Here is a 22,980-nt window from a genome sequence, read left to right as displayed (position 1 = left end):
ACATGCCGCCACCGGACTCCGGTGACGGCATGTCGTGACCACTCGGTGTGCCTCAGGCGGCCGGCGGGTCGGCCGGAGCGGGGGACCCGTCCGGCCGACCCGGGGTCAGCCCTCCAGCGGGCCCTGCACCGCGTACAGGCGCTTGTTGGCGAACTCGTCCAGGGCCAGGGGGCCGAGCTCGCGGCCGAAGCCCGAGCGCTTCACGCCGCCGAACGGCAGGTTCGCACCGGCGGCGGAGGCGAGGTTCACGTTCGCCATGCCCACCTCGAGCTGGTCGGCCACGCGCTTGGCCTCGTCCAGGTCCGTGGAGAACACGGCGCCGCCGAGACCGTACTGCGAGTCGTTGGCCAGGGCCACGGCCTCCTCGGCCGAGGACACCTTGTAGACCACGGAGGCCATGCCGAACAGCTCCTGCGAGTAGGCGGGGTTCTCCTGGTCCACGTCCGTGATCACGGCCGGGGAGACGTAGAAGCCCTCGCCCTCGGGGGCGGAGACGCGCTCGCCGCCCACGTGGACGGTGGCGCCGGCCTCCTTGGCCGCGGCGATCTGCTCGGCGAGCCCGTCGGCCGCGGACTCGGAGGACAGCGGGCCGTAGACGTCGGCGTCGCGCGAGGTCGGGTCACCGGGCTTCATCGCCGAGGAGCGCTGGACCAGCTCGTCCACGAAGTCGTCGTAGAGGTCCTCCATGACGATCATGCGCTTGTTCGAGTTGCAGGCCTGGCCCCAGTTGCCCAGCCGGGTGGCCAGTGCGTCGCGGGCGGCGGCGCGGGCGTCCGGTGCGGAGAGCACGATGTACGGATCGGAGCCGCCGAGCTCGAGGACGACCTTCTTGAGGTGCCGGCCGGCCTGCTCGGCGACGGCGGCGCCGGCCCGCTCCGAACCGGTGAGGGACACGCCCTGCACGCGCGGATCGGCGATGATCGTGGAGATCTGGTCGTGGGTGGCGAACAGGTTCTGGTAGACGCCCTCCGGCAGTCCGGCCTCGGTGAAGAGCTCTTCCAGCAGCTGCGCCACCTGCGGGTTGATCTCGGCGTGCTTGAGCAGGATGGTGTTGCCGAGCACGAGGTTCGGCGCCACGAATCGGGCCACCTGATACACCGGGAAGTTCCACGGCATGATCCCCAGCAGCGGGCCGATCGGCAGCCGCTGGACGAACGCCTCCTGCCCGGAGAACTGCTTGATCGGCTGGTCCGCGAGCAGCTCCTCGGCCTCGTCCGCGTAGTACCCGAAGATCTGGGCGCCGTAGCGCACCTCGCCGACTGCAGCGCCGAGGGACTTGCCCATCTCCATGGTGATCAGCGCGGCGATGTCCTTGGAGCGCTCGGCCAGCAGCTCGGAGATCCGCTTCACGACGGCGGCGCGCTCGGCCACCGACTTCTGGGACCACTGCTCGTAGGCGGCCTGCGACGCGTCGAGGGCGTCGGCGATCTGCTGATCCGTGGCGTTGTCGAAGGACTTCAGCAGCTCCCCGGTGGCCGGGTTGATCGTGCGGTAGCCCTGAGAGGCGGAGGTGGTGGTCATCAGTCGTCACCCTTTCGTGTGGACGTCCTGCGTTGAGCTCCCCATCCTGCCGGAGGCCCCCGTTCACTCCCAGATCCCGGACGCCCCTCTTCGCCACGAGCCGAGAAGGTGGGTGTCCACGATCCCGGCGGCCTCCATCAGGGCGAAGCACGTGGTCGGTCCCACGAAGCGGCAGCCGTGCGCCTTCAGCGCCCTCGCGAGCGCGCGCGACTCGTCCGAGGCCGAGGGGACCTGCGCCACCGTCTCCGGCCGGGGGGTCGCGGCAGGCTGGTGAGCCCAGACCAGCCCCGGCAGGCCGGTGGCCGGCCGGTCGCCGTCGCCGTGCCAGGCGGGGCCCGCGCCGGGGGAGCCCGGGTGCAGCGGGGCGAACCGCTCGCCGCGCATCTCGACGACGGCTTGTGCGTTCGCGACCGCGGCCTCGATCTTGCGCCGGTTCCGGATGATGCCGGGGTCCGCCAGCAGCGCCTCGACCTCCGCGTCCCCGAACGCCGCGACGGCGTCCGGGTCGAAGCCCGCGAACACCTCCCGGAACCGCGGCCGCTTGGCCAGGACGGTCCGCCAGCTCAGGCCCGACTGGAACGCCTCGAGCACGAGGCGCTCGAACAGGCCCTGGTCGTCCATGACGGGCAGGCCCCACTCCGTGTCGTAGTACTCCCGCAGCAGCGGATCCCGTGCCGCCCACGGCGGGCGGGCTCGCCCGTCCTCGCCCACGACGACGCCACTCGGCGGCGCCTGTCGCCCGCCCACCGGTGGATCCTCGGCGAGGGTGGAGACGGGGGTGGGGAGGCCGTCGTCGGCGTGGTGCGCGCTCATGCACCGAGCCTAGGAGCGGCCCCGGACATCCGGAGCCGGAACGCGACGCCCGGGGACGCCACGCCGTCTGCGGACACCTGTGCAGGAGGCACGGCCGGACCTCGTCACTCGAGCCGCCCGGCCCGCAGCGGCACGTGCGGCGAAGGAGGAGATGCTGGGGACGACCGCGGTCGGGGCGACGCCATCCGGGAGCACGCCCAGGGCAGGCCGGCCAGCGAAGCGGCACGGACCGCTCAGTCCCTCGCGAGCACCGCGTCCCCCTCAGGCCGGCGCAGGCTCGGCTCCGGCAGGTACACGGACCCGCCCGCGGCCCGGAACTCCGCGGACTTGGCGGCCATGCCAGCCTCGGCGATCCGCGCCTGCTCGGACGCGCCGCCGAACTCGCTGCGGATGTCCTGGCTGATGCGCATGGAGCAGAACTTCGGACCGCACATCGAGCAGAAGTGGGCGGTCTTGGCGGGCTCGGCCGGCAGCGTCTCGTCGTGGTACTCCTCGGCGAGCTGGGGGTCCAGGCCGAGGCCGAACTGGTCGCGCCAGCGGAACTCGAAGCGCGCCTTGGACAGCGCGTCGTCGCGGTCGCGGGCGCCGGGGTGGCCCTTGGCGACGTCGGCGGCGTGCGCGGCGATCTTGTAGGTGATCACGCCCGTCTTCACGTCGTCCCGGTTCGGCAGGCCCAGATGCTCCTTGGGCGTGACGTAGCAGAGCATCGCGGTGCCGTAGCGGGCGATCTCGGTGGCGCCGATGGCCGAGGTGATGTGGTCGTACGCCGGGGCGATGTCCGTGACGAGGGGGCCGAGCGTGTAGAACGGGGCACCCTTGCACAGCTCCTGCTGGCGCTCCACGTTCTCCCGCACCAGGTGCAGCGGGATGTGGCCGGGGCCCTCCACCATCACCTGGACGTCGTACGCCCACGCCCGCTCCGTCAGCTCGGCGAGGGTGTCCAGCTCGGCGAACTGGGCGGCGTCGTTGGCGTCCGCCACGGAGCCCGGGCGGAGCCCGTCGCCGAGGGAGAACGCCACGTCGTAGCGCGCGAAGATCTCGCAGAGCTCGTCGTAGTGCTCGTAGAGGAAGTTCTCCTGATGGTGCCCCAGGCACCAGCCGGCCATGATCGAGCCGCCGCGGGAGACGATGCCCGTCACGCGGTCGGCGGAGAGGGGGACGTGGCGCAGCAGCACGCCCGCGTGGACCGTCATGTAGTCCACGCCCTGCTCGCACTGCTCGATCACGGTGTCCCGGAAGACCTCCCAGGTCAGCGCCTGGTGGTCGCCGCCGACCTTCTCCAGGGCCTGGTAGATGGGCACGGTGCCGATCGGCACGGGGGAGTTGCGCAGGATCCACTCACGGGTGGTGTGGATGTCGTCGCCCGTCGAGAGGTCCATGACGGTGTCCGCGCCCCACCGGGTGGCCCACTCCAGCTTGGCCACCTCCTCGGCGATCGAGCTCGTCACCGCCGAGTTGCCGATGTTCGCGTTGACCTTCACGGCGAACGCCCGGCCGATGATCATCGGCTCCGCCTCGGGGTGGTTCACGTTCGCGGGGATGATGGCGCGCCCGGCGGCCACCTCCGAGCGGACCAGCTCCACGTCCACGCCCTCGCGCAGCGCCACGAAGCGCATCTCCGGCGTGATCTCGCCGCGGCGGGCGTAGTGCATCTGGGTCACGCGCGCGCCGTCCGCGGCGCGCAGCGGAGCGCGCCGCTCGCCCCGCCAGTCCTGCGTGGACGCGCCGCGGCGCACGGCCGAGCGGCCGTCGTCGAGCAGGTCGCGCTCGCGGCCCTCGTACTCCTCGACGTCGCCGCGCGCCCGGATCCAGTCCGCGCGCAGCGGCGGCAGGCCGCGGGTGGGGTCGGCCCCCGGCCCCATGGTCCGGTACACGCGGAACGGCTCGTTGGGCGACCCGTCCGGGGAGGCGTCCTGGTGCACCTCGGTCACCGGCACCCGGATGCCGTGCTCGGCGTCCTCGAGCCAGGCGAGGCGGTGGGTCGGGTAGTTCTCCTCCCGGGGGGCGGGCGCCTCCGCGACGGGGACGGCAGGGGTGTGCTCAGGCAGGGACATGTGTCCGCGCTCCTTCTTCCTTCGCCGGCATGACCCGGACAGGTTCGGACGGTGTCGGACGGCGTCGGTCCGGTCTCAGCCCCTTCGCCAGGGGCCCCCGTGGGATGTCCCGGACGCTAGCCCACCCGCCCCGGCCGTGTCGAGCGGTCCCCGTGCACCCTCACCCCTCCGGCCCCGCGGCCCGGGCGCGCCCCGTCGTTCCGGCCGCGCGGCCGAGGTGGCACGCTGGGCGCATGAGCCCCGTGACGCCCCTCCGTCCCCCCGCCCGCGTCCTCGCCGTCGCCGGGTCCGACTCCGGCGGCGGCGCCGGCATCCAGGCGGACCTGGCCACGATCGGCGCCTGGGGCGGCTACGGCATGACCGCCGTCACCGCCGTGACCGCGCAGAACACGCAGGGTGTGCAGGCGGTGCACGTGCTGCCCGCCGACGTCGTCACCGCGCAGCTCGAGGCCGTCGGGGCGGACATCGGCGTCGACGCCGTCACGATCGGCATGCTCGGCTCCGTCCCGGTGATGCACGCCGTCGCGGACTGGCTCGAGGCCGCCCGGCCGCCGCGCGTCGTGCTGGACCCGGTCATGGTGGCCTCGAGCGGCGACCGCCTCACGGACGCCGCCGGCGAGGACGCTGAGGCGGCGTGGGCCCGCCTGCTGTCCCTCGCGGACCTGGTGACGCCCAACGTGCCGGAGCTCGCGGCGCTGACGGGGCGGACCCTGGACGAGGAGGACGATCCGGCGCGGGCGCTGGCCGCCGCCGTGGCCGCCGCACGCGGCCTGGTCGCCGCGGACGGCCCGGTCGGGCGCGGTGGGACCGTCCTCGTGAAGGGCGGCCACCTGCCTGCGGACGCCGAGGGATGCCTGACGGACGTGCTCGTGGGGCCGCAGGGGGAGACGGCGGTGACGGCGCCGCGCGTCGGGACGCGGGCCACCCACGGCACGGGGTGCACGCTCTCCTCCGCGCTCGCGGTGCTCGCGGCCGGGGGCCGGTCCTGGGAGGAGGCCCTGCGCGCCGCCCGTCCGTGGCTGACGCGGGCCCTGCGGGGCGCCGACGGCCTCGGGGTCGGGGACCGGTCCCGGCCGACCTGGCACGGTCCGCTCGACTGGCGGGTGCCCACGGACGACGACGGCCGGCGCGCCTGAGGCGTGCCGGCCGTGGTGCTGTCTCCAGCGGTGGTGCCCCCGGCAGGATTCGAACCTGCGGCCTTCTGCTCCGGAGGCAGACGCTCTATCCCCTGAGCTACGGAGGCGGGGATCCGACGGGGGTGGAGCCCCGGCGGACTCGACGACTCTACACCATCGGCGGCGGCACCGGCCCGCCCCGGTCAGGGGCGGGGCAGGCCCGCGCGCAGCGCCCGGGCGGCCGCCGCGGGGTCGGCGGCCGCGGTGACTGCGCGCACCACCACGATCCGCTCGGCGCCCGCCTCCCGGACCCGGGGCAGGCGCTCGGCGTCGATCCCGCCGATCGCGAACCACGTCCGGCCGGCCGCCGGCGCCCCCGGGGCGGTGACGGCGGCGGCGTGGCGGGGCAGGTCGAGGCCGACGGCGGCCCGCCCCGGTTTCGTGGGGGTGGGCCAGACTGGGCCGGTGCAGAAGTAGTCCAGTCCCGGGTCCGCGGCCGCGGCGTCCACCTGCTCCGGCGTGTGGCACGAGCGGCCGAGGACGACGTCCGGGCCCAGCAGGGCGCGCATCTGCGCAGTGGTCAGGTCCGTCTGGCCCCCGTGGAACACGTCCGTCCCGGCCAGGGCCGCGACGTCGGCGCGGTCGTTCGCCGCCGGGCTCGGCCACGGGGCGCTGGGCGGGGCGCCGGCCGCCGTGCCGCTGCCGCTGCGGCCGGTCCACGGGGACATCCTCCGGCTGCACGTGCCGCCGCGGCTGCTGGGCCCCGGAGAGGACCGCCTGCTGCCGGGCCCCGTGCGCTCGCTCGTGCACGGCCGGTCCGTGTACCTCGTGCCGCGGGCGGACGGCGGCCTCGTGGTGGGCGCGACCGTGCGGGAGGACGGTGTGGCCGCCACCCCGGCCGGCGCCGTGCTGGACCTGCTGGCCGCCCCCGCCGCCCAGGCGCCGGACGAGGGGATGACGCTCGTGGTGCTGTGCGCCGCCGGAGTCCGCTCGGCGCGCGCGCGGGACGCCGTCCGGGCGGCGGCCCCGGCCGCGGCCGGGCGGGTCCTCTCCCTCGCGGGGGGCCTGCGGGCGTGGGGGGCCCGCGGGGAGGCGGCGCGTCCCGCGTGTTCCGTAGACTCTCCCGGGTGAAGCCCGAAGAACTCTCCGCCCTCATCCATGCCCAGCTGCTGGCCGCCGTCGACGCCGGGGAGCTGCCCGCCGCCCTGCGCGAGGAGCTCACCGCGGACCGCGTGCGAGTGGAGCGACCCCGCAGCCGCGAGCACGGGGACTGGGCCACCAACGTGGCGCTGCAGTTCGCCAAGAAGGCGGGCATGGACCCGCGGGAGTTCGCGGCCGTGCTCACCGCGCGCGTGGGGGAGCAGGAGGGCGTGGCGCAGGTGGACATCGCCGGGCCCGGGTTCCTCAACATCACCCTGGACGCCGCCGCCGCGGGTGAGCTGGCCCGCACCATCGTGGAGGCCGGCGAGGCCTACGGCCGCAACGACGCCCTGGCCGGCCGCACCGTGAACATGGAGTTCGTCTCCGCCAACCCCACGGGCCCCCTGCACATCGGCCACACCCGCTGGGCCGCCCTCGGCGACGCGATCGCCCGCCTGCTGCGCGCCTCCGGGGCGCAGGTCACGGCCGAGTACTACATCAACGACGCCGGCAACCAGATGAACGTGTTCGCCGACTCCGTCCTCGCCCGCCTCCACGGCCGCGACGTCCCCGAGGGCGGCTACCCGGGTGCCTACGTCCAGGAGCTCGCCGACCAGGTGGAGAAGGACCACCCGGACGTGCGCGAGCTGACGGACGAGGCCGCCCGCCCGGTGGTCCGCGAGGCCGCGTACCGGCTCCAGATGCAGGACATCAAGGACACCCTCGCCGCGTTCGACGTGCACTTCGACGTGTTCACCCCCGAGACCCGCCTGCACGAGTCCGGCGCCATCCAGCAGGCCGTGGACACCCTGCGGGACCAGGGTCATGTGGCGGACCGCGACGGCGCCGTGTGGCTCACGACCACCGACTTCGGGGACGACAAGGACCGCGTGCTCGTCCGCGCCAACGGCGAGCCCACCTACTTCGCCGCCGACGCCGCCTACTACCTCCACAAGCGCGACCGCGGCTTCGAGGAGAAGGTGTACCTGCTCGGCGCCGACCACCACGGCTACGTGAACCGCCTCAAGGCGATCGCCGCCGCCGCCGGCGACGACCCGGCGACGAACATCGAGATCCTCATCGGCCAGCTCATCTCGGTCAACGGCGCGAAGCTCTCCAAGCGCGCCGGCAACATCATCGAGCTCAAGGACCTCGTCCAGTGGCTGGGCAAGGACGCGCTGCGCTACGACCTGGCGCGCTACCCCGCGGACTCGCCCATCACCATCGACCCGGAGCTGCTGCGCTCGCAGTCCAACGACAACCCGGTCTACTACGTGCAGTACGCCCACGCCCGGGCGTGCGGCGCCGCCCGCACGGCCGAGGCCTTCGGCGTGGACCGCTCCGCGTTCGACGGGTCCCTGCTCACCGACCCCACCGAGTCCGAGCTGCTGGCCCAGCTGGCCGAGTTCCCCTCCGTCGTGGCCTCCGCCGCCCGGCTGCGCGAGCCGCACCGGGTGGCCCGCCACCTCGAGGTCGTCGCCGGCGCGTACCACTCCTGGTACGCCGCCTGCCGCATCACCCCCGTGCCGGCCGAGGACGGGGCCCCGGGCGCGGTCGAGGACCTGCACCGCACCCGCCTGTGGCTGAACACCGCCGCGGCCCAGGTGCTCCGCAACGGCCTCGACCTGCTGGGCGTGTCCGCTCCGGAGAAGATGTGAGGGAGCCGGACATGACGACGCCGACCCCCGCCTCCCCGCTCGCCCCGGCCTGGCTGCCGGCGCCGACGGACCCGGACGCCCTGGACCCGAAGGTCTGGTCCGCCGGGACGGCCCGCGCCGACGACGGCGGGCTCGCCGTCCAGGGCGTCTCCGCCGCCGCGCTCGCGGCCGAGTTCGGCACGCCGCTGCTCGTGATGGACGAGGACGACTTCCGCGCCCGGGCCCGGTCCTTCCGGGAGGGCTTCGACTCGACGTTCAGGGACCTCTGCGGCGGCGCGGACGTCTACTTCGCCGGCAAGTCGATGCTCACCCTGTCCACGGCCCGGTGGGCCGCGGAGGAGGGGCTGCGCGTGGACACCGCCTCCGGCGGCGAGCTGGCCGTCGCCCTGCGCGCCGGCGTCGACCCGGCGCACATCGGCCTGCACGGCAACAACAAGTCCGTGGCCGAACTCGCCGCCGCCCTCGATGCGGGCGTCGGCCGGATCATCGTGGACTCCGTGGACGAGCTCGTGTTCCTGGCGGCGTTCGCCGCCGAGCGCGGGCAGGTGGCGCCCGTGATGCTGCGCCTGACCCCGGGCGTGCACGCGCACACCCACGACTTCATCGCCACCGCGCACGAGGACCAGAAGTTCGGCCTGTCCCTCGCCCCGTCCTCCGAGGGGCGCGACGGCGGGATCGCGGGCGTGTCCCCGGCCGCCGTGGCCGTGCGGATTGCCCTTCAGGCGGACTCGATCGAGCTGCTGGGCGTGCACTGCCACATCGGCTCGCAGATCTTCGAGGCCGACGGCTTCGGGCTGGCCGCCGAGCGCGTCCTGGGCTTCCTCGCCGAGGTCGAGGCCGAGCACGGGGTCGCGCTGCCCGAGCTGGACCTCGGCGGCGGCCACGGCATCGCCTACACCTCCGTGGACGAGCCGCGCCCGGCCGCCGAGATCGCCGCCGCTCTCGCGGCCGACGTCCGCAAGGCCGTCGAGCGGCTGGGACTGACGTGCCCGCGCATCTCGATCGAGCCCGGTCGCGCGATCTCCGGGCCCGCCGGCCTTACCCTCTACACCGTGGGCGTGACCAAGACCGTGGACGCGGACGCCCCGGACGGCTCCACCGCTTCCCGCCGCTACGTGGCCGTGGACGGGGGCATGTCGGACAACCCGCGCCCCGTGCTGTACGACGCGGACTACACCGCCGTGCTCGCCTCGCGCACCTCGGACGCGGCGCCCGCGCTCTCCCGCGTGGTGGGCAAGCACTGCGAGTCCGGGGACATCCTGGTCCGCGACGTGTGGCTGCCCGTGGACGTCACGCGGGGCGACCTGCTGGCCGTGCCCGCCACCGGGGCCTACACGCACGTGATGGCGTCGAACTACAACGCCCTGACCCGGCCCGCCGTCGTCGCCGTGCGGGAGGGGGAGGCGCGGGTGATCATCCGCCGCGAGACGGTCGAGGACCTGCTGCGCCGCGAGGTCGACCCGCAGAACCCCTCCTGAGCGGCCCCGGACGCCCACCGTCCCGCATGCCGGTCACGGCCCGTCGTCCGGGACCCGGTCCCGCGCCGGGCCGATAGATTGGAGGTCGCCCGCACCATCCCCAGCACCGACCCCACGGAGGACCATGCCCGAGCTCACCGCACCCGCAGCGCAGGACGTCGCCCCCGCCACGGAGGGCCTCACCGTGGCGCTGCTCGGCGGCGGCACCGTGGGGTCCCAGGTGGCGCGGATCCTCACCGAGGACGCCGCCGTCCTCCACGACCGTGTCGGAGCCCCCCTGACGCTCGGCGGCATCGCCGTGCGCACCCTGGACGCGGAGCGCGACTGGCAGGCGGACCCCGCCCGCTACACGCGGGACGCCGAGGCGCTGGTGGACGGCGCGGACATCGTGGTGGAGCTCATGGGCGGCATCGAGCCGGCCCGCTCCCTGATCCTGCGCGCCCTCGAGGCCGGCACCGCCGTGGTCACCGGCAACAAGGCGCTGCTGGCCGCGCACGGCGCCGAGCTCTACGAGGCCGCCTCCCGCTCCGGGGCGCAGCTGAGCTTCGAGGCCTCCGTGGCCGGGGCCATCCCGATCCTCCGTCCGCTGCGCGACTCCCTCTCCGGTGACACCGTGCACCGCGTCATGGGGATCGCCAACGGCACCACCAACTTCATCCTGGACCGCATGGACGCCGAGGGCGCCTCCTTCGAGGAGGCTCTGGCCGAGGCCCAGCGCCTGGGCTACGCGGAGGCGGACCCCACCGCCGACGTCGGGGGCCTGGACGCGGCCGCGAAGGCGGCCATCCTGGCCACCCTGGCCTTCGGCTCCGCCTACACACTGGACCAGGTGTCCGTGGAGGGCATCACGGGGATCACGGCCGAGGACAACGCCGCGGCCGCGGACGCCGGGTACGTCGTCAAGCTGCTGGCGATCGCCGAGCGCGGCACCGCCGAGGACGGCACGCAGGGCGCCGTGCTGCGCGTGCACCCCACGCTCATCCCGCGCGAGCACCCGCTGGCCTCCGTCCGCGGCGCGTTCAACGCCGTGTTCGTCGAGGCCGAGAACGCCGGCGAGCTGATGTTCTACGGCCCCGGCGCCGGCGGCGCCCCCACCGCGTCGGCCGTGATGGGCGACGTCGTCGCGATCGCCCAGCGCATCGTCCGCGGCGGCCCCGCCCGCCTGCGCACCCCGGTCGCCGCCCTGCCCGCTCTCGACCCGGCCGAGGCGCGCACCTCCTCCCTGGTGGTCCTGCGCGTCGCCGACCAGCCCGGCGTCCTGCGCCGCGTGGCCGCCGTGTTCGAGCAGCACGCCGTCTCCATCGAGACCCTGCGGCAGGTCCGGGACGACGACGCCGAGATCCCCGGAGCGTCCCTGCGCCTGATCACCCACCGGGCCCGGCAGCGCGACCTCGACGCGGTCGTCGCCGACCTCACCGCCCTGGACGCCGTGCACGAGGTGGCGTCCGTCCTCCGAGTCGAAGGGAACTGACCCATGGCCCACGTCTGGCGCGGCGTCATCCGCGAGTACGCCGACCGCCTGCCCGTCACCGAGGACACCCGCGTGGTCACCCTCGGCGAGGGCGGCACCCCCCTCATCCGCGCCCCGCACCTGTCCGAGCTGGTCCGCGGGGACGTCCACGTCAAGTTCGAGGGCATGAACCCCACCGGGTCCTTCAAGGACCGCGGCATGACCATGGCCATCACCGCCGCCGTGGAGAACGGCGCCGAGGCCGTCGTGTGCGCCTCCACGGGCAACACCTCCGCCTCCGCCGCCGCGTACGCCGCGCAGGCCGGGCTGACCTGCGCCGTGCTGGTGCCCGAGGGCAAGATCTCGCTGGGGAAGATGTCCCAGGCCGTGGCCCACGGCGCCGAGATCCTGCAGGTGCAGGGCAACTTCGACGACTGCCTCGACATCGCGCGCAAGCTCTCCGAGAACTACCCCGTGTTCCTCGTGAACTCCGTGAACCCGGCCCGCATCGAGGGGCAGAAGACCGGCGCGTTCGAGGTCGTGGACACCCTCGGCGACGCCCCGGACTACCACCTGCTGCCCGTGGGCAACGCCGGCAACATCACCGGCTACTGGAAGGGCTACCAGGAGTACGCCCGGCCGTATGTGAACCCGCACCCGGGCACCTCGGACGAGGAGCTGCCGACGGTGGCCACGAGGACCCCGGTCATGTGGGGCTTCCAGGCCGCGGGCGCCGCGCCGATCGTCCTCGGCCACCCCGTCACGGACCCGGACACCATCGCCACCGCCATCCGCATCGGCAACCCCGCCTCCTGGGACCTGGCCACGGCCGCCCGGGACGCCTCCGGCGGCATGATCGACTCCGTCACCGACGAGGAGATCCTCGAGGCCCACCGCTGGCTGTCCTCGAAGGAGGGCGTGTTCGTGGAGCCGGCCTCCGCCGCGGGCGTCGCCGGCTTGATCAAGCACCACGCGGCCGGGAACGTGCCCGAGGGCAAGACGTGGGTCATCACCGTCACCGGCCACGGCCTCAAGGACCCCCAGTGGGCCCTGAAGAACGCCGACGGCGACGAGATCTCCCCGCGCTCGGTGCCGTTCGACGTGGTGACCGTGGCCGAGGCCCTCGGGCTGGCCTGATCCTGTGCGCGAGATCCGAGACCTGAACCCCGGGGCTGCCGTGCGCGTGGCGGCCCCGGCCACCTCCGCGAACCTCGGCCCCGGCTTCGACGCCATGGGCCTGGCCCTCGAGCTGCGGGACGAGGTGGAGCTCGCCGTCGTCGACGGACCGGACACGGCCCGCGTCGAGGGGGAGGGGGCGGAGGCCCTGCCCACGGACGGGGACCACCTGATCCTGCGGCTCGCGCACGCCCACCTCACCCGCCGCGGCTTCCGCGCCCCGGGCCTGGCCCTGCGCGCGGTGAACCGCATCCCGCACGCCCGCGGCCTCGGGTCCTCCGCCGCGGCCGTGGTGACCGCGGTCCTCGGCGCCGAGGGCCTGCTGCCCGTGGCGGAGCGGCTCGCCCCGGAGGAGCTGCTCGACGCCACCGCCCGGCGCGAGGGGCATCCGGACAACGTCGCCCCCGCCCTCGTCGGCGGCGCCACCGTCTCGTGGGCCCGTGAGGGCGGTCGCGGCTGGGCCACCGCCCCGCTGGCGCTGCACCCGGACGTCACCCCCGTCGTCGCGATCCCGGACACCACCCTGTCCACGCGCACCGCACGCTCCGTGCTGCCCGCGTCCGTCGCCCACGCCGTGGCGGCCGAGCAGGCCGGACGCGCCGCGCTGCTCACGCTCGCCCTCACCGCGCGCCCGGACCTGCTCCTGCCGGCCACCCGGGACCGTCTCCACCAGGACGCGCGCGCCGAGGCCATGCCGTCCTCCGCCGCGCTGGTGGCCGGACTCCGAGCGGCCGGGCACGCCGCGGTCGTCTCCGGCGCCGGTCCCACCGTGCTGGTCCTCGCCCCGGGGGAGGAGGCCGCGCGTCGCGCCGTCGACGCCGTGGGCGGGCTCACCGGCGGGGACGGAACGGCCTGGCGCGTGCTCACCCCGGGCGTGGCCGCCGAGGGTGCTAGGGTGGACTCGCTCCACCACGGCTGATCCGGACCGCCTCGCGGACCGGCACGGACGGTGACCAGCCGGTCCCGTCCCGCACGCCGTCGGCCCGGTGACCCGCACGCGGCACGTCTCGCGCGGAGCGTCACCGCTTCCCGGCCCGGTCGAGTTCCGGGGCCTCCGCTCCGCCACGCAGTGACTGCGCGCGAGCCGGGGAGGCGCCGAGTCATCAGGGAAGACCAGACCTTCCGGTCCTCAGGGACGCCGTTGTGCGTCCCGGCCGGGCGCACATCCCAGCCCGCCGCGCGTGACGCGCCGCAGGGCTGCTGACGAGGGAGAAGGAACCTTCGTGACCGAATCCACCGAACAGCCCACCACGGCCGGGGGCGGCCTCGCCTCCCTCAAGCTGGCCCAGCTGCAGGCGCTCGCCGCCCAGCTCGGCATCCGGGGCGGCTCGCGCATGCGCAAGACGGACCTCGTGGCGGCCATCTCGGACCACCAGCGCGGCGGCTCCGTCGCCGACCGCGACGCCGCGGCCCGTCAGGCCCCGGCCCCGCAGGCCGAGGAGGCCGCGCCCGCCGAGGACGCGTCGCAGCCCCGCGGCCGCCGGCGCTCCCGCCGTGCCGACTCCGACGGGGCCGTGGCCGAGCAGCCCGCCCCCGCCGGACAGGAGGCCCCGGCCGCCGAGCAGGAGCCCGAGCGCACCCAGGAGGACTCCGGCCAGGACCGCCGCTCCGGCGGCCGCGGCGAGCGCTCCGGCGAGGGCGAGTCCGGCTCCGGCCGCTCGCGCCGCCGCCGGGGCGCGGACCGGTCCGAGGACCCGCGGGCCGAGCGCGGCCAGACGGACTCCGCCCAGGACGGCTCCGCCCCCGAGGCCCGGACCGAGCGGTCCGACGATGACGCCACGGGCGAGGACGACCGCTCCGGCGAGGGTCGTGGACGCAGCCGCCAGCGGGGACGCTCCGGCGAGCGCGGCGAGGACCGTGGCGGCCGGGAGGACGACCGTCCGGACCGTGGCGACGGGTCCGACCGCGGCGACCGCGGTGAGAAGTCCGACCGCGGGGACCGCGGCGGGCGCCAGCGTCGCGAGGACCGGGACGAGGAGGGCGGCCGCGGCCGTCGCAACCGCCGCAACCGCAACGAGCGCGGGCGCAACCGGCGCACCCGCGGTCCCGAGGTGGACGACACCGAGCTGACCGAGGACGACGTCCTGCAGCCCGTGGCCGGCATCCTCGACGTGCTGGACAACTACGCCTTCGTGCGGACCTCCGGATACCTGCCCGGCGAGAAGGACGTCTACGTCTCCCTGGCCATGGTGAAGCGCTTCGGCCTGCGCAAGGGCGACGCCGTCGTCGGCGCCATCCGCGCCCCGCGCGAGGGCGAGAAGCCGCACACCGGCTCCGGCCGCAACCAGAAGTTCAATGCCCTGGTCAAGGTGACCACGGTCAACGGCCAGCCCGCCGAGGAGAGCCCGCAGCGCGTCGAGTTCAACAAGCTCGTGCCGCTGTACCCCACGGAGCGCCTGCGCCTGGAGACGGACCACAAGCTCGTGGGCCCCCGCGTGATCGACCTGGTCAGCCCGATCGGCAAGGGCCAGCGCGGCCTGATCGTCTCCCCGCCCAAGGCGGGCAAGACGATGATCCTGCAGTCGATCGCCAACGCGATCACGCAGAACAACCCCGAGGTCCACCTCATGATGGTGCTCGTGGACGAGCGCCCCGAGGAGGTCACCGACATGCAGCGCTCGGTGGCCGGCGAGGTCATCGCCTCGACCTTCGACCGCCCCGCGGACGACCACACCACGGTGGCCGAGCTCGCCATCGAGCGCGCCAAGCGCCTCGTGGAGATGGGGCGCGACGTCGTCGTGCTGCTGGACTCCATGACCCGTCTGGGCCGCGCGTACAACCTGGCCGCCCCGGCGTCAGGCCGCATCCTCTCCGGCGGCGTGGACTCGGCGGCGCTGTACCCGCCGAAGAAGTTCTTCGGAGCAGCCCGCAACATCGAGAACGGCGGCTCGCTGACCATCCTCGCCACGGCGCTCGTGGAGACCGGCTCGCGCATGGACGAGGTGATCTTCGAGGAGTTCAAGGGCACCGGCAACATGGAGCTGCGCCTGTCCCGGCAGCTCGCCGAGCGCCGCATCTTCCCGGCCGTGGACGTCAACGCGTCCGGCACCCGCCGTGAGGAGGTCCTGCTCTCCGCCGAGGAGGTCAAGATCATGTGGAAGCTGCGTCGCGTGCTCTCGGGCCTGGACACGCAGCAGGCGCTCGAGCTGCTGACCAACAAGATCAAGGACACCGCCTCCAACGCGGAGTTCCTCATGCTGGTCTCCAAGACCACGCTGGGCGCCAAGGGCGAGGACTGACCCGTCCCGCTCGCGGCCCCGCCGCCGGACCCCACGGTCCGGGGGCGGGGCCGCTCCCGTCTGAGACTCACCACCAGGGAGGTGCCGACGTGTTCGACTCGGTCGACCGTCTGATCGCCGAGCACCGGGATCTCGCCCGGCAGCTCTCCGACCCCGCCGTGCACGCCGACGCCGGCCGCGCGCGGCGGGTCGGCCGGCGCTACGCCGAGCTCGGGCAGGTGGTGGCCGCCCACGAGGCGTGGACCGCCGCCGTCGCCGACCGCGACGACGCCCGCGAGCTCGCCGCCGCCCCGGGGGAGGACGGAGAGGCGTTCGCCGCCGAGCTGCCGGCCCTGGAGGCCGCGTTGGACCAGGCGGCCGAGCGCCTGCGCCGGGTGCTCATCCCGCGCGACCCCGACGACGGCCGGGACGTGATCCTCGAGGTCAAGGGCGGGGAGGGCGGTGAGGAGGCCGCACTGTTCGCCGGGGACCTGCTGCGGATGTACCTGCGCTACGCGGAGTCGCGGGGCTGGCGCACCGAGGTGCTCTCGAGCACGCCGTCGGACCTGGGCGGGGTCAAGGACGCGCAGGTCGCGGTCCGGGGCTCCGGCACGGACCCGTCCCAGGGGGTGTACGCGGCCCTGAAGTACGAGGGCGGCGTGCACCGCGTCCAGCGCGTGCCGGTGACCGAGTCCCAGGGCCGCATCCACACCTCCGCGGCCGGCGTCCTGGTGCTCCCCGAGGTGGACGAGCCGGACGAGGTGCCCCTCGACCCGAACGAGGTGAAGGTGGATGTCTTCCGCTCCTCGGGCCCGGGCGGGCAGTCCGTCAACACCACGGACTCGGCGGTGCGCCTGACGCACCTGCCCACGGGGATCGTGGTGTCCATGCAGAACGAGAAGTCCCAGATCCAGAACCGGGAGGCCGCGATGCGGGTGCTGCGCTCGCGGCTGCTGCAACGACGGCGCGAGCAGCAGGACGCCCAGGACGCGGCGGCCCGGCACGCCCAGGTGAGGACGATGGATCGGGCCGAGCGGATCCGCACCTACAACTTCCCGGAGAACCGGGTGGCCGACCATCGGACCGGCTACAAGGCCCACAACCTGGACGCTGTGCTCGACGGTGACCTCTCCGCCGTGATCGCCTCCTGCACCGAGCTCGACGAGCAGCGCCGGCTGGCCGCTCTCGGCGAGGAGCCGGTGTGAGCGGCGCGCCGAGCCCGGCCCGGCCGGAGCCGGCCGACTGGTCGCGGCTGGTCCGCGCCGCCGTCGGGACCCTCGCCGAAGCCGGGGTGGAGGCGCCCCGCGTCGACGCCGAGCTGCTCGCGGCCCACGTGCTCGGCCAGGACCGGGGCTCCGCCCTGGCGCGGATCCTCGCCGGCGCCCGGCCGGGACCGGGCGAGGCCGAGGAGTTCGCGGCGCTCGTGGGCCGACGCGCGGCGCGGGAGCCGCTCCAGCACGTGACCGGCGCCGCCCCCTTCCACGGCCTCGACCTGGCCGTGGGTCCCGGGGTGTTCGTGCCGCGGCCGGAGACCGAGACGCTCGTGGACGAGGCCCTGCGGCGGGGAGCCGTCCGGGCGCGGCAGGGGCGGAGGCCGCTCGTCGTCCTGGACCTGTGCACCGGTTCCGGGGCCATCGCCGCGGCCGTGGCGGTGGGGCTGCGGGAGCGGGGCATCCCGGCGCAGGTGACGGCGGTGGAGCTCGACCCCGTCGCCGCCGGCTGGGCCGAGCGCAACCTGACCCCTCACGGCGTGGCACTCCGACAAGCAGACGCCCTTGTCGCGGGGGAGGATCTCGCAGGGTCCGTCGACCTCGTCCTGTCCAATCCGCCCTACGTGCCCGACGCCGAGGAGCCCCCGCAGGAGGAGGCGCGTCGCGATCCGTCCCTCGCCCTGTACGGGGGCGGCGAGCGCGGACTGGACGTGCCGCTGGGGATCCTGCGGCGGGCCGCGGTCCTGCTGCGCCCGGGCGGCTCCGTGCTGATGGAGCACCACGAGACGCAGGGGGAGGAGCTGTCGGCAGCCGCCAGCGCCTCGGGGGCGTTCGCGGACGTGCGCGTCCTGCCCGACCCCGCCGGCCGTGACCGGTTCCTGGCGGCGCGTCGGGCCCCGGCGGCGGACGCGCCCGGGGTGGATGGGACAATGTCCCCGTGAGTGAGTTCATCGACGTCTCCGACCCCTCCGACCTGAGCGGTGCGATCGAGCGCGCCCGCGCCGTGCTGGCCGACCGCGGCTGCGTGGTCCTGCCGACGGACACCGTCTACGGCATCGGCGCGGACGCGTTCTCCCCGCTGGCCGTGGCCGTCCTGCTGGCGGCCAAGGGCCGCGGACGGACCATGCCCCCGCCCGTGCTGATCTCCGACCGCTCCGTCATGGCGGGCCTGGCCTACGACGTCCCGGACGCGGCTGAGGAGCTCGCCCGCCGCTTCTGGCCCGGAGCGCTCACGCTGATCCTCAAGTCCCAGCCCACCCTCACCTGGGACCTCGGCGAGACGCGGGGCACGGTGGCCCTGCGCGTGCCCGCCGACCCGGCCACGCGCGAGCTCCTCTACGCCGTGGGCCCCATGGCCGTCTCCAGCGCCAACCGCACCGGCATGGCCGCCGCCACCACGGCCCGGGAGGCCGAGGAGATGCTCGGCGAGTCCGTGGCCCTCTACCTCGACGGCGGGGAGCGGTCCTCGCGCGCGCCCTCCACGATCGTGGACTGCACCGTCACGCCGTTCCGGGTGGCGCGCCAGGGCGCGGTGCCGCTCGAGGAGCTCCGCGAGGTCGTCCCGGACCTGCTGGCCGAGGGGGAGGAGCCGCCGGTGCCGGAGGCGCTGACCGACCCGGACCCCGGGGAGCGCTGACCGGCCCCCCATGCGCGCCTACCTCCTGGTCGTGCTCGTCACGACGCTCGCCTGCGTGTCGCTGACCCCGCTCCTGCGGGAGGTCGGCCGGCGTGCCGGCGCGTGGACGCCGCTGCGCGACCGGGACGTGCACGGCCGGCCCGTGCCCAAGTTCGGCGGCGTGGCGATGGTGGCGGCCGTCCTCATCGGGCTGGCCCTGGCGGGCACGGTGCCCTTCTTCTCGGGCATCTTCACGGACCTGAAACCCGTGCACGGCCTCCTGACGGCGTTGGTCGTCATCCTCGTGGTGGGCGCCGTGGACGACCTCGTCGACCTGCCGTGGTGGGCCAAGCTCGTGGGCCAGTGCGGTGCCGCCCTCGCCGTGGCACTGGGGGGCATCCGCATCGAGGCCATGCCCGTGGGGTGGGTCCCGGTGGGCAGCGAGCCGGTGCAGATCCTGCTGACGGTGTTCGTCGTGGTCCTGACGATGAACGCGATCAACTTCGTCGACGGACTGGACGGCCTGGCGGCGGGCATCGCCCTGATCGGCGGCTCCGCCTTCTTCGTCTACACCTACCTGCTCACCCGCACCATCCACCAGTTCGACTACTCGAACCTCGCCACGCTGCTGATGGCGCTGCTGATCGGGGCGTGCGCGGGGTTCCTGCCGTACAACCGCCACCCGGCCACGGTGTTCATGGGGGAGTGCGGGGCACTGCTGCTGGGGCTGCTGCTGTCCACGGCGGCGGTGGCCGTCACCGCGGACCTCAGCGCGCTCGAGGGCTTCCGCTTCCGCAACGTCCCGGCCTACATGCCCGTGCTGCTGTCCGTGGCGGTGGTGGCCCTGCCGCTCGCCGACCTCGTCACCTCGGTCCTGCGCCGCACCGCCCGGGGCGCCAGCCCGTTCACGGCGGACCGCGGCCACCTGCACCACCGCCTCGTGGACGGCGGCTTCACCCAGCCGCAGGCCGTCGCGGTGCTGTGGCTGTGGGCGTTCATCGTGGCGTGGGGAACGCTGTCCCTGAACTTCGTGCACACGGCCGCGGCCCTGCCCGTGGCGGCGCTCGTGCTGGTCATCGCGGCCTGGGTCACCCTGCGCCCGCTGCTGCGGCACCGCCGACACGAGGGCCAGGACGCACGGCCGGCCGCGACCGGATCGGGAGGTCGGCATGGGCGCCCGTGACGCCGGCTCCGTCGGCGCCGGGCGCCGCCGTCGTCGGCGCTGGGAGAACCGTGCCGGGTGGTGGGGGATCCTGCGCTGGAGTGCGGGCGCGACCGCGGTGGCCCTGCTCCTGGTGACGGCCGCCGCCGGCCTGCTCCACGGGTCCGCCGCGGCGCTCTCGGCACTCCTCGGCGGGGGAGTGGTCCTGGTCCTCTCGGCCCTGACGGGGGCGACGACGGCGCTCGCGTGGGACCACGCCCGCGAGCTCGCCCTGCCGCTGGCCATGGGGGCACTCGTGGCGAAGCTGGCGCTGTACGCCGTGCTGCTCGCGGCGGTGCCGCCGCCGTCCTGGGCCCAGGTCCTCCCGACCGCCGCCGGAGCGCTCGTCGCGGTGGCCGTGTGGCAGGTCGTGGAGGTGCTCGTGTTCGCGCGGACGCGCCGCGCCGTGTACGGGCCCTGAGACCCGGCCTCGACCGCGGCGCCATGCGGATGTGCGCGGCACGGAGGGCCGCCCCCGTTTGATATCGTCTACAGCGAACACATCCACGGCACCGCGTGCCGCTCCGTGACCTCATCTCGCCCGCCCCGCACCGCCGCGGGGCCGCGCGCGTCCGAGCCGGGGCACCCGGTCGTCGGCGCACCACTTCGGAGAGGACCCGCGTGCTACCCCTCGTGCTGGCCAACGCAGAATTCGTGCCCCCGTCCGTCTCGGACGCCCACCTGCCGGATCTCCTGCCGTGGGGCGCCCACTACGGGACGGGCTTCGGCAAGCAGATGCTGCTGGTGCTGCTCTCCGTCGTGCTCATCACGGCGTTCTTCGCGTGGGCCATGCGCCGCCCGCAGCTGGTCCCCGGCCGGGCCCAGTGGCTCGCCGAGTCCGGCTACGCGTTCGTGCGCAACGGCATCGGCCGGGACGTCATGGGAGAGCGGAACTTCAAGCAGTGGGTCCCCCTGCTGTTCGCGATCTTCTTCTTCGTCCTCGTGAACAACCTCTTTGGGGCCATCCCGGGGTTCCAGCTGCCGTCCTTCTCGCACGCGGGCTCCGCCTATGCGATCGCCCTGATCGTGTACGCGATCTGGATCGGCGTGGGCCTCAAGCACCATGGACCGAAGTACCTCAAGCTCGCCGTCGTGCCCTCCGGCGTCCCCGGCTGGATCCTGCCGCTGCTCGTGCCGCTGGAGATCATCTCCAACTTCATCGTGCGTCCGCTGACCCACTCCCTTCGACTGATGGCCGTCATGCTCGCCGGCCACATGATCGTGATGCTCGCCGGCGCCGGCGCCGCGTTCCTGATCACCCAGACGGGCAACCCGCTCCTGGCGGGCACCGGCGTCCTCGTGATCCTGGCCTCGGTGGCCCTCTACCTCCTCGAGATCCTGCTCATGTACCTGCAGGCCTTCGTGTTCACGCTCCTGACCGCCCTGTACATCCAGGGCGCGATCGACGCGAACGACCACTGATCTCCCCGCACCGCCGGCCCCGGTCGGCGGTGACGGGTCCGACGGCACCGCCGTCACCAGACTTCCCGGCCCTCCGCTCGGAGGAACCACTCCGGGAGGACCTCCTCCCCCCAACCCGGCCGGACCACCCGGCCCCGTGAAAGGAAGCACCATGGAAATCTCCGGCTCCCTCAACATGATCGGCTACGGCCTCGCCGCCATCGGCTCCGCGATCGGCGTGGGCCTCATCTTCGCCGCCTACATCAACGGCGTCGCCCGTCAGCCCGAGGCCCAGCGCATCCTGCAGCCGATCGCCCTCCTGGGCTTCGCGCTCGCCGAGGCCCTCGCCATCCTCGGCCTGGTCTTCGCCTTCGTCATCAACTGATCCTGTCCGTGCCAGGGCCGGCCGCCGTGTCCGCGGCGGCCCGGCCCACGCCTGACAGGACACCCGATCGAAGGATGGTTAGAAGATGATCAGCAACGGACTGATCCTCGCGGCGGCGGAGGGGGCCAACCCCCTGATCCCGAACCCGTGGGAGATCCTCGTCACCACGGTGGGCTTCGCCGTGCTGATGTTCATCGTCGTCAAGTTCATCGTCCCGGCCCTCGAGAAGTCCTACACGGACCGCGTCGAGGCGATCGAGGGCGGTCTCGCCAAGGCAGAGAAGGCCCAGGCCGAGGCGAACGCGATGATGGCGGACTACGAGAGCCAGCTGGCGGACGCCCGCCAGGAGGCCAACCGCATCCGCGAGGAGGCCCGCACCGAGGGCGCCCAGATCGTGGCCGAGGCGCGCGAGCGCGCCGCGTCCGAGTCGGCGCGCATCACGGAGCAGGCCCAGGCCCAGATCGCCGCGGACCGCGCCCAGGCCGCCGCGCAGCTCAAGGGTGAGGTCGGCACGCTGGCCACCACCCTCGCGAGCAAGATCGTGGGCGAGTCCCTCGAGGACGACGCCCGCTCCCAGCGTGTGGTGGACCGCTTCCTCGCTGACCTCGACCGGCACCAGAGCGCAGGTGTGTCCGAATGACCACGGGCGCATCGAGGGACTCGCTGGCCGCCTCCCTGAAGGAGGTCGGCACGGTGCTGGACGAGGGCGGCGTCGCCCTGGCACGCGAGCTGTTCGCGGCGCTGGACGTCGTGGACCAGCAGGGCGGGCTGCGGCGCGCCCTCACGGACCCCGCCTGGAGCACCGAGCGCCGTTCCGGCGTCGTGGACTCCCTGTTCGGCAGTCGGGTGGGCCCCGGTGCGCTGCAGGTCCTCAAGGACCTCGCGGGTCGGCGCTGGTCGACCGAGCGTGACTTCGGGGACGCCCTCGAGACGGCGGCCGCCCACGCGGCCGCCGGCGAGGCGGCCCGTGGCGGGCACGACGGCCTGGCCGCCCTCTCGGGGGAGCTCCTGGCCTTCAACCGCGTGGCCGAGGAGTCGCACGACGTGCAGCGCGCGCTGACCGACCAGCGCGCCCCCGCCTCCGCGCGGGCGCAGCTGGCCACGCGCCTCCTGGGGCCGCAGGCCTCCGAGGCCGGCCGTCTGCTCGTCGAGCGCGCGGTGGCCTCCCCGCGCGGCGTCAAGCCCTTCGCCGCGGTGCGTCAGCACGCGGACGTCGTGGCGGAGCGCCAGCGCCAGTGGATCGCCGAGGTGACGGTCGCCCGTCCGCTCGACGCCGGTCAGCAGGAGCGGCTCGCCGCGGGCCTGCGCCGGGCCTTCGGCCGGGACCTCGTGCTCGATGTGACCGTGGACCCCTCCGTGGTGGGGGGCATCCGCGTGCAGGTCGGGGACGACGTCGTCGACGGGTCCATGGCCAGCCGGCTCAACGACCTCCAGCGCCGCATGGCGGCCTGACCGGCGCGTGCCGGCCAGGCCGCCCACGGCCCATCCACGAACATCCGCATCATCGTCACGTCGATGATCACCAAGCACAGAGAGCAGGGACT

The 22,980-nt window shown here is 74.5% G+C and carries 20 protein-coding genes, 1 tRNA gene, 1 pseudogene and 1 riboswitch; of the genes and pseudogenes, 17 read left to right on the top strand and 5 right to left on the bottom strand.

Going from position 1 to position 22,980, the window contains the following annotated elements; translation table 11 throughout:
- Positions 1–105: 105 nt before the first annotated feature.
- The 3 genes from BJ976_RS07105 to thiC all read right to left on the bottom strand — a co-directional run bounded on the left by BJ976_RS07105 (position 106) and on the right by thiC (position 4,388).
- Positions 106–1,521, bottom strand: coding sequence for an NAD-dependent succinate-semialdehyde dehydrogenase (locus tag BJ976_RS07105; protein ID WP_135028258.1), 1,416 nt, complete (start codon positions 1,519–1,521; stop codon positions 106–108).
- A gap of 63 nt (positions 1,522–1,584) precedes the next feature.
- A complete protein-coding gene (locus tag BJ976_RS07100; RefSeq protein ID WP_135028256.1) occupies positions 1,585–2,334 on the bottom strand; it encodes a DNA-3-methyladenine glycosylase I in 750 nt (249 codons plus the stop codon).
- Positions 2,335–2,567: 233 nt separating this feature from the next.
- Positions 2,568–4,388, bottom strand: coding sequence for a phosphomethylpyrimidine synthase ThiC (thiC, locus tag BJ976_RS07095; protein ID WP_135028254.1), 1,821 nt, complete (start codon positions 4,386–4,388; stop codon positions 2,568–2,570).
- Positions 4,386–4,499: riboswitch (TPP riboswitch) on the bottom strand. Its footprint overlaps the gene before it by 3 nt.
- A 122-nt stretch (positions 4,500–4,621) precedes the next feature.
- On the opposite strand from thiC, the gene thiD reads away from it, so the two are divergent.
- Entirely contained in the window at positions 4,622–5,524 is a 903-nt protein-coding gene (gene thiD / locus BJ976_RS07090; RefSeq protein ID WP_135028252.1) for a bifunctional hydroxymethylpyrimidine kinase/phosphomethylpyrimidine kinase, read from the top strand.
- Between the two features lie 31 nt (positions 5,525–5,555).
- Here thiD and BJ976_RS07085 read toward each other — a convergent pair.
- Positions 5,556–5,631: transfer RNA gene (locus tag BJ976_RS07085), tRNA-Arg, on the bottom strand.
- Between the two features lie 75 nt (positions 5,632–5,706).
- Positions 5,707–6,156: pseudogene (locus BJ976_RS07080) on the bottom strand (thiamine phosphate synthase); the annotation flags it as partial.
- On the opposite strand from BJ976_RS07080, the gene BJ976_RS07075 reads away from it, so the two are divergent.
- The 16 genes from BJ976_RS07075 to BJ976_RS07000 all read left to right on the top strand — a co-directional run bounded on the left by BJ976_RS07075 (position 6,080) and on the right by BJ976_RS07000 (position 22,888).
- Positions 6,080–6,634 carry an FAD-dependent oxidoreductase gene (locus tag BJ976_RS07075; RefSeq protein WP_376698715.1) on the top strand — a complete coding sequence of 185 codons (555 nt, stop codon included), beginning with the start codon at positions 6,080–6,082 and terminating at the stop codon, positions 6,632–6,634. The pseudogene BJ976_RS07080 and the gene BJ976_RS07075 sit on opposite strands and share 77 nt — an antisense overlap.
- Positions 6,631–8,301 (top strand): arginine--tRNA ligase, encoded by a 1,671-nt coding sequence (gene argS / locus BJ976_RS07070; RefSeq protein ID WP_167736888.1) that lies wholly within the window; start codon positions 6,631–6,633, stop codon positions 8,299–8,301. The genes BJ976_RS07075 and argS overlap by 4 nt, the downstream gene beginning before the upstream one ends.
- A gap of 11 nt (positions 8,302–8,312) precedes the next feature.
- On the top strand, positions 8,313–9,779 hold the full coding sequence (lysA, locus tag BJ976_RS07065) for a diaminopimelate decarboxylase (RefSeq protein ID WP_135028246.1): 1,467 nt from the start codon (positions 8,313–8,315) through the stop codon (positions 9,777–9,779).
- Between the two features lie 124 nt (positions 9,780–9,903).
- Positions 9,904–11,250 carry a homoserine dehydrogenase gene (locus BJ976_RS07060; protein ID WP_135028244.1) on the top strand — a complete coding sequence of 449 codons (1,347 nt, stop codon included), beginning with the start codon at positions 9,904–9,906 and terminating at the stop codon, positions 11,248–11,250.
- Between the two features lie 3 nt (positions 11,251–11,253).
- Positions 11,254–12,366, top strand: a complete 1,113-nt coding sequence (gene thrC, locus BJ976_RS07055) for a threonine synthase (protein WP_135028243.1) — start codon at positions 11,254–11,256, stop codon at positions 12,364–12,366.
- Positions 12,367–12,370: 4 nt separating this feature from the next.
- On the top strand, positions 12,371–13,324 hold the full coding sequence (thrB, locus tag BJ976_RS07050) for a homoserine kinase (protein WP_135028241.1): 954 nt from the start codon (positions 12,371–12,373) through the stop codon (positions 13,322–13,324).
- A gap of 304 nt (positions 13,325–13,628) precedes the next feature.
- Positions 13,629–15,644: a transcription termination factor Rho gene (rho, locus tag BJ976_RS07045; protein ID WP_135028239.1), complete on the top strand. Its 2,016-nt coding sequence runs from the start codon at positions 13,629–13,631 to the stop codon at positions 15,642–15,644.
- Between the two features lie 89 nt (positions 15,645–15,733).
- Complete coding sequence (gene prfA, locus BJ976_RS07040) at positions 15,734–16,828, top strand: peptide chain release factor 1 (RefSeq protein WP_135028237.1); 1,095 nt, start codon at positions 15,734–15,736, stop codon at positions 16,826–16,828.
- Positions 16,825–17,775 (top strand): peptide chain release factor N(5)-glutamine methyltransferase, encoded by a 951-nt coding sequence (gene prmC, locus BJ976_RS07035; RefSeq protein ID WP_135028235.1) that lies wholly within the window; start codon positions 16,825–16,827, stop codon positions 17,773–17,775. The genes prfA and prmC overlap by 4 nt, the downstream gene beginning before the upstream one ends.
- A complete protein-coding gene (locus tag BJ976_RS07030) occupies positions 17,772–18,470 on the top strand; it encodes an L-threonylcarbamoyladenylate synthase (protein WP_135028233.1) in 699 nt (232 codons plus the stop codon). The genes prmC and BJ976_RS07030 overlap by 4 nt, the downstream gene beginning before the upstream one ends.
- Positions 18,471–18,480: 10 nt before the next feature.
- Positions 18,481–19,632: an MraY family glycosyltransferase gene (locus BJ976_RS07025; protein ID WP_135028231.1), complete on the top strand. Its 1,152-nt coding sequence runs from the start codon at positions 18,481–18,483 to the stop codon at positions 19,630–19,632.
- Positions 19,619–20,071 (top strand): hypothetical protein, encoded by a 453-nt coding sequence (locus tag BJ976_RS07020; protein WP_135028229.1) that lies wholly within the window; start codon positions 19,619–19,621, stop codon positions 20,069–20,071. Before BJ976_RS07025 ends, BJ976_RS07020 begins: the two co-directional genes overlap by 14 nt.
- A 200-nt stretch (positions 20,072–20,271) precedes the next feature.
- Positions 20,272–21,072: a F0F1 ATP synthase subunit A gene (atpB, locus tag BJ976_RS07015; protein ID WP_135028227.1), complete on the top strand. Its 801-nt coding sequence runs from the start codon at positions 20,272–20,274 to the stop codon at positions 21,070–21,072.
- A gap of 151 nt (positions 21,073–21,223) precedes the next feature.
- Positions 21,224–21,436: an ATP synthase subunit C-like protein gene (locus BJ976_RS07010; protein ID WP_135028225.1), complete on the top strand. Its 213-nt coding sequence runs from the start codon at positions 21,224–21,226 to the stop codon at positions 21,434–21,436.
- A gap of 85 nt (positions 21,437–21,521) precedes the next feature.
- Complete coding sequence (locus BJ976_RS07005; protein ID WP_135028223.1) at positions 21,522–22,076, top strand: F0F1 ATP synthase subunit B; 555 nt, start codon at positions 21,522–21,524, stop codon at positions 22,074–22,076.
- A complete protein-coding gene (locus BJ976_RS07000; RefSeq protein ID WP_135028221.1) occupies positions 22,073–22,888 on the top strand; it encodes a F0F1 ATP synthase subunit delta in 816 nt (271 codons plus the stop codon). The genes BJ976_RS07005 and BJ976_RS07000 overlap by 4 nt, the downstream gene beginning before the upstream one ends.
- The last annotated feature ends 92 nt before the right edge of the window (positions 22,889–22,980 follow it).

It is taken from the genome of Micrococcus flavus (genome assembly GCF_014204815.1).
GTDB classification, from domain to species: domain Bacteria; phylum Actinomycetota; class Actinomycetes; order Actinomycetales; family Micrococcaceae; genus Micrococcus; species Micrococcus flavus.
Note: the sequence above shows the minus strand (reverse complement) of the source record. Positions and strands in the feature narration are given on the sequence as shown.

Excerpts from the sequence above, each read along its gene's own strand:
- BJ976_RS07105 (WP_135028258.1), bottom strand. The coding sequence starts at position 1,521 with ATGACCACCACCTCCGCCTCTCAGGGCTACCGCACGATCAACCCGGCC.
- BJ976_RS07100 (WP_135028256.1), bottom strand. The coding sequence starts at position 2,334 with ATGAGCGCGCACCACGCCGACGACGGCCTCCCCACCCCCGTCTCCACC.
- thiC (WP_135028254.1), bottom strand. The coding sequence starts at position 4,388 with ATGTCCCTGCCTGAGCACACCCCTGCCGTCCCCGTCGCGGAGGCGCCC.
- thiD (WP_135028252.1), top strand. The coding sequence starts at position 4,622 with ATGAGCCCCGTGACGCCCCTCCGTCCCCCCGCCCGCGTCCTCGCCGTC.
- lysA (WP_135028246.1), top strand. The coding sequence starts at position 8,313 with ATGACGACGCCGACCCCCGCCTCCCCGCTCGCCCCGGCCTGGCTGCCG.
- BJ976_RS07060 (WP_135028244.1), top strand. The coding sequence starts at position 9,904 with ATGCCCGAGCTCACCGCACCCGCAGCGCAGGACGTCGCCCCCGCCACG.
- thrC (WP_135028243.1), top strand. The coding sequence starts at position 11,254 with ATGGCCCACGTCTGGCGCGGCGTCATCCGCGAGTACGCCGACCGCCTG.
- BJ976_RS07025 (WP_135028231.1), top strand. The coding sequence starts at position 18,481 with ATGCGCGCCTACCTCCTGGTCGTGCTCGTCACGACGCTCGCCTGCGTG.
- BJ976_RS07020 (WP_135028229.1), top strand. The coding sequence starts at position 19,619 with ATGGGCGCCCGTGACGCCGGCTCCGTCGGCGCCGGGCGCCGCCGTCGT.
- BJ976_RS07010 (WP_135028225.1), top strand. The coding sequence starts at position 21,224 with ATGGAAATCTCCGGCTCCCTCAACATGATCGGCTACGGCCTCGCCGCC.
- BJ976_RS07005 (WP_135028223.1), top strand. The coding sequence starts at position 21,522 with ATGATCAGCAACGGACTGATCCTCGCGGCGGCGGAGGGGGCCAACCCC.
- BJ976_RS07000 (WP_135028221.1), top strand. The coding sequence starts at position 22,073 with ATGACCACGGGCGCATCGAGGGACTCGCTGGCCGCCTCCCTGAAGGAG.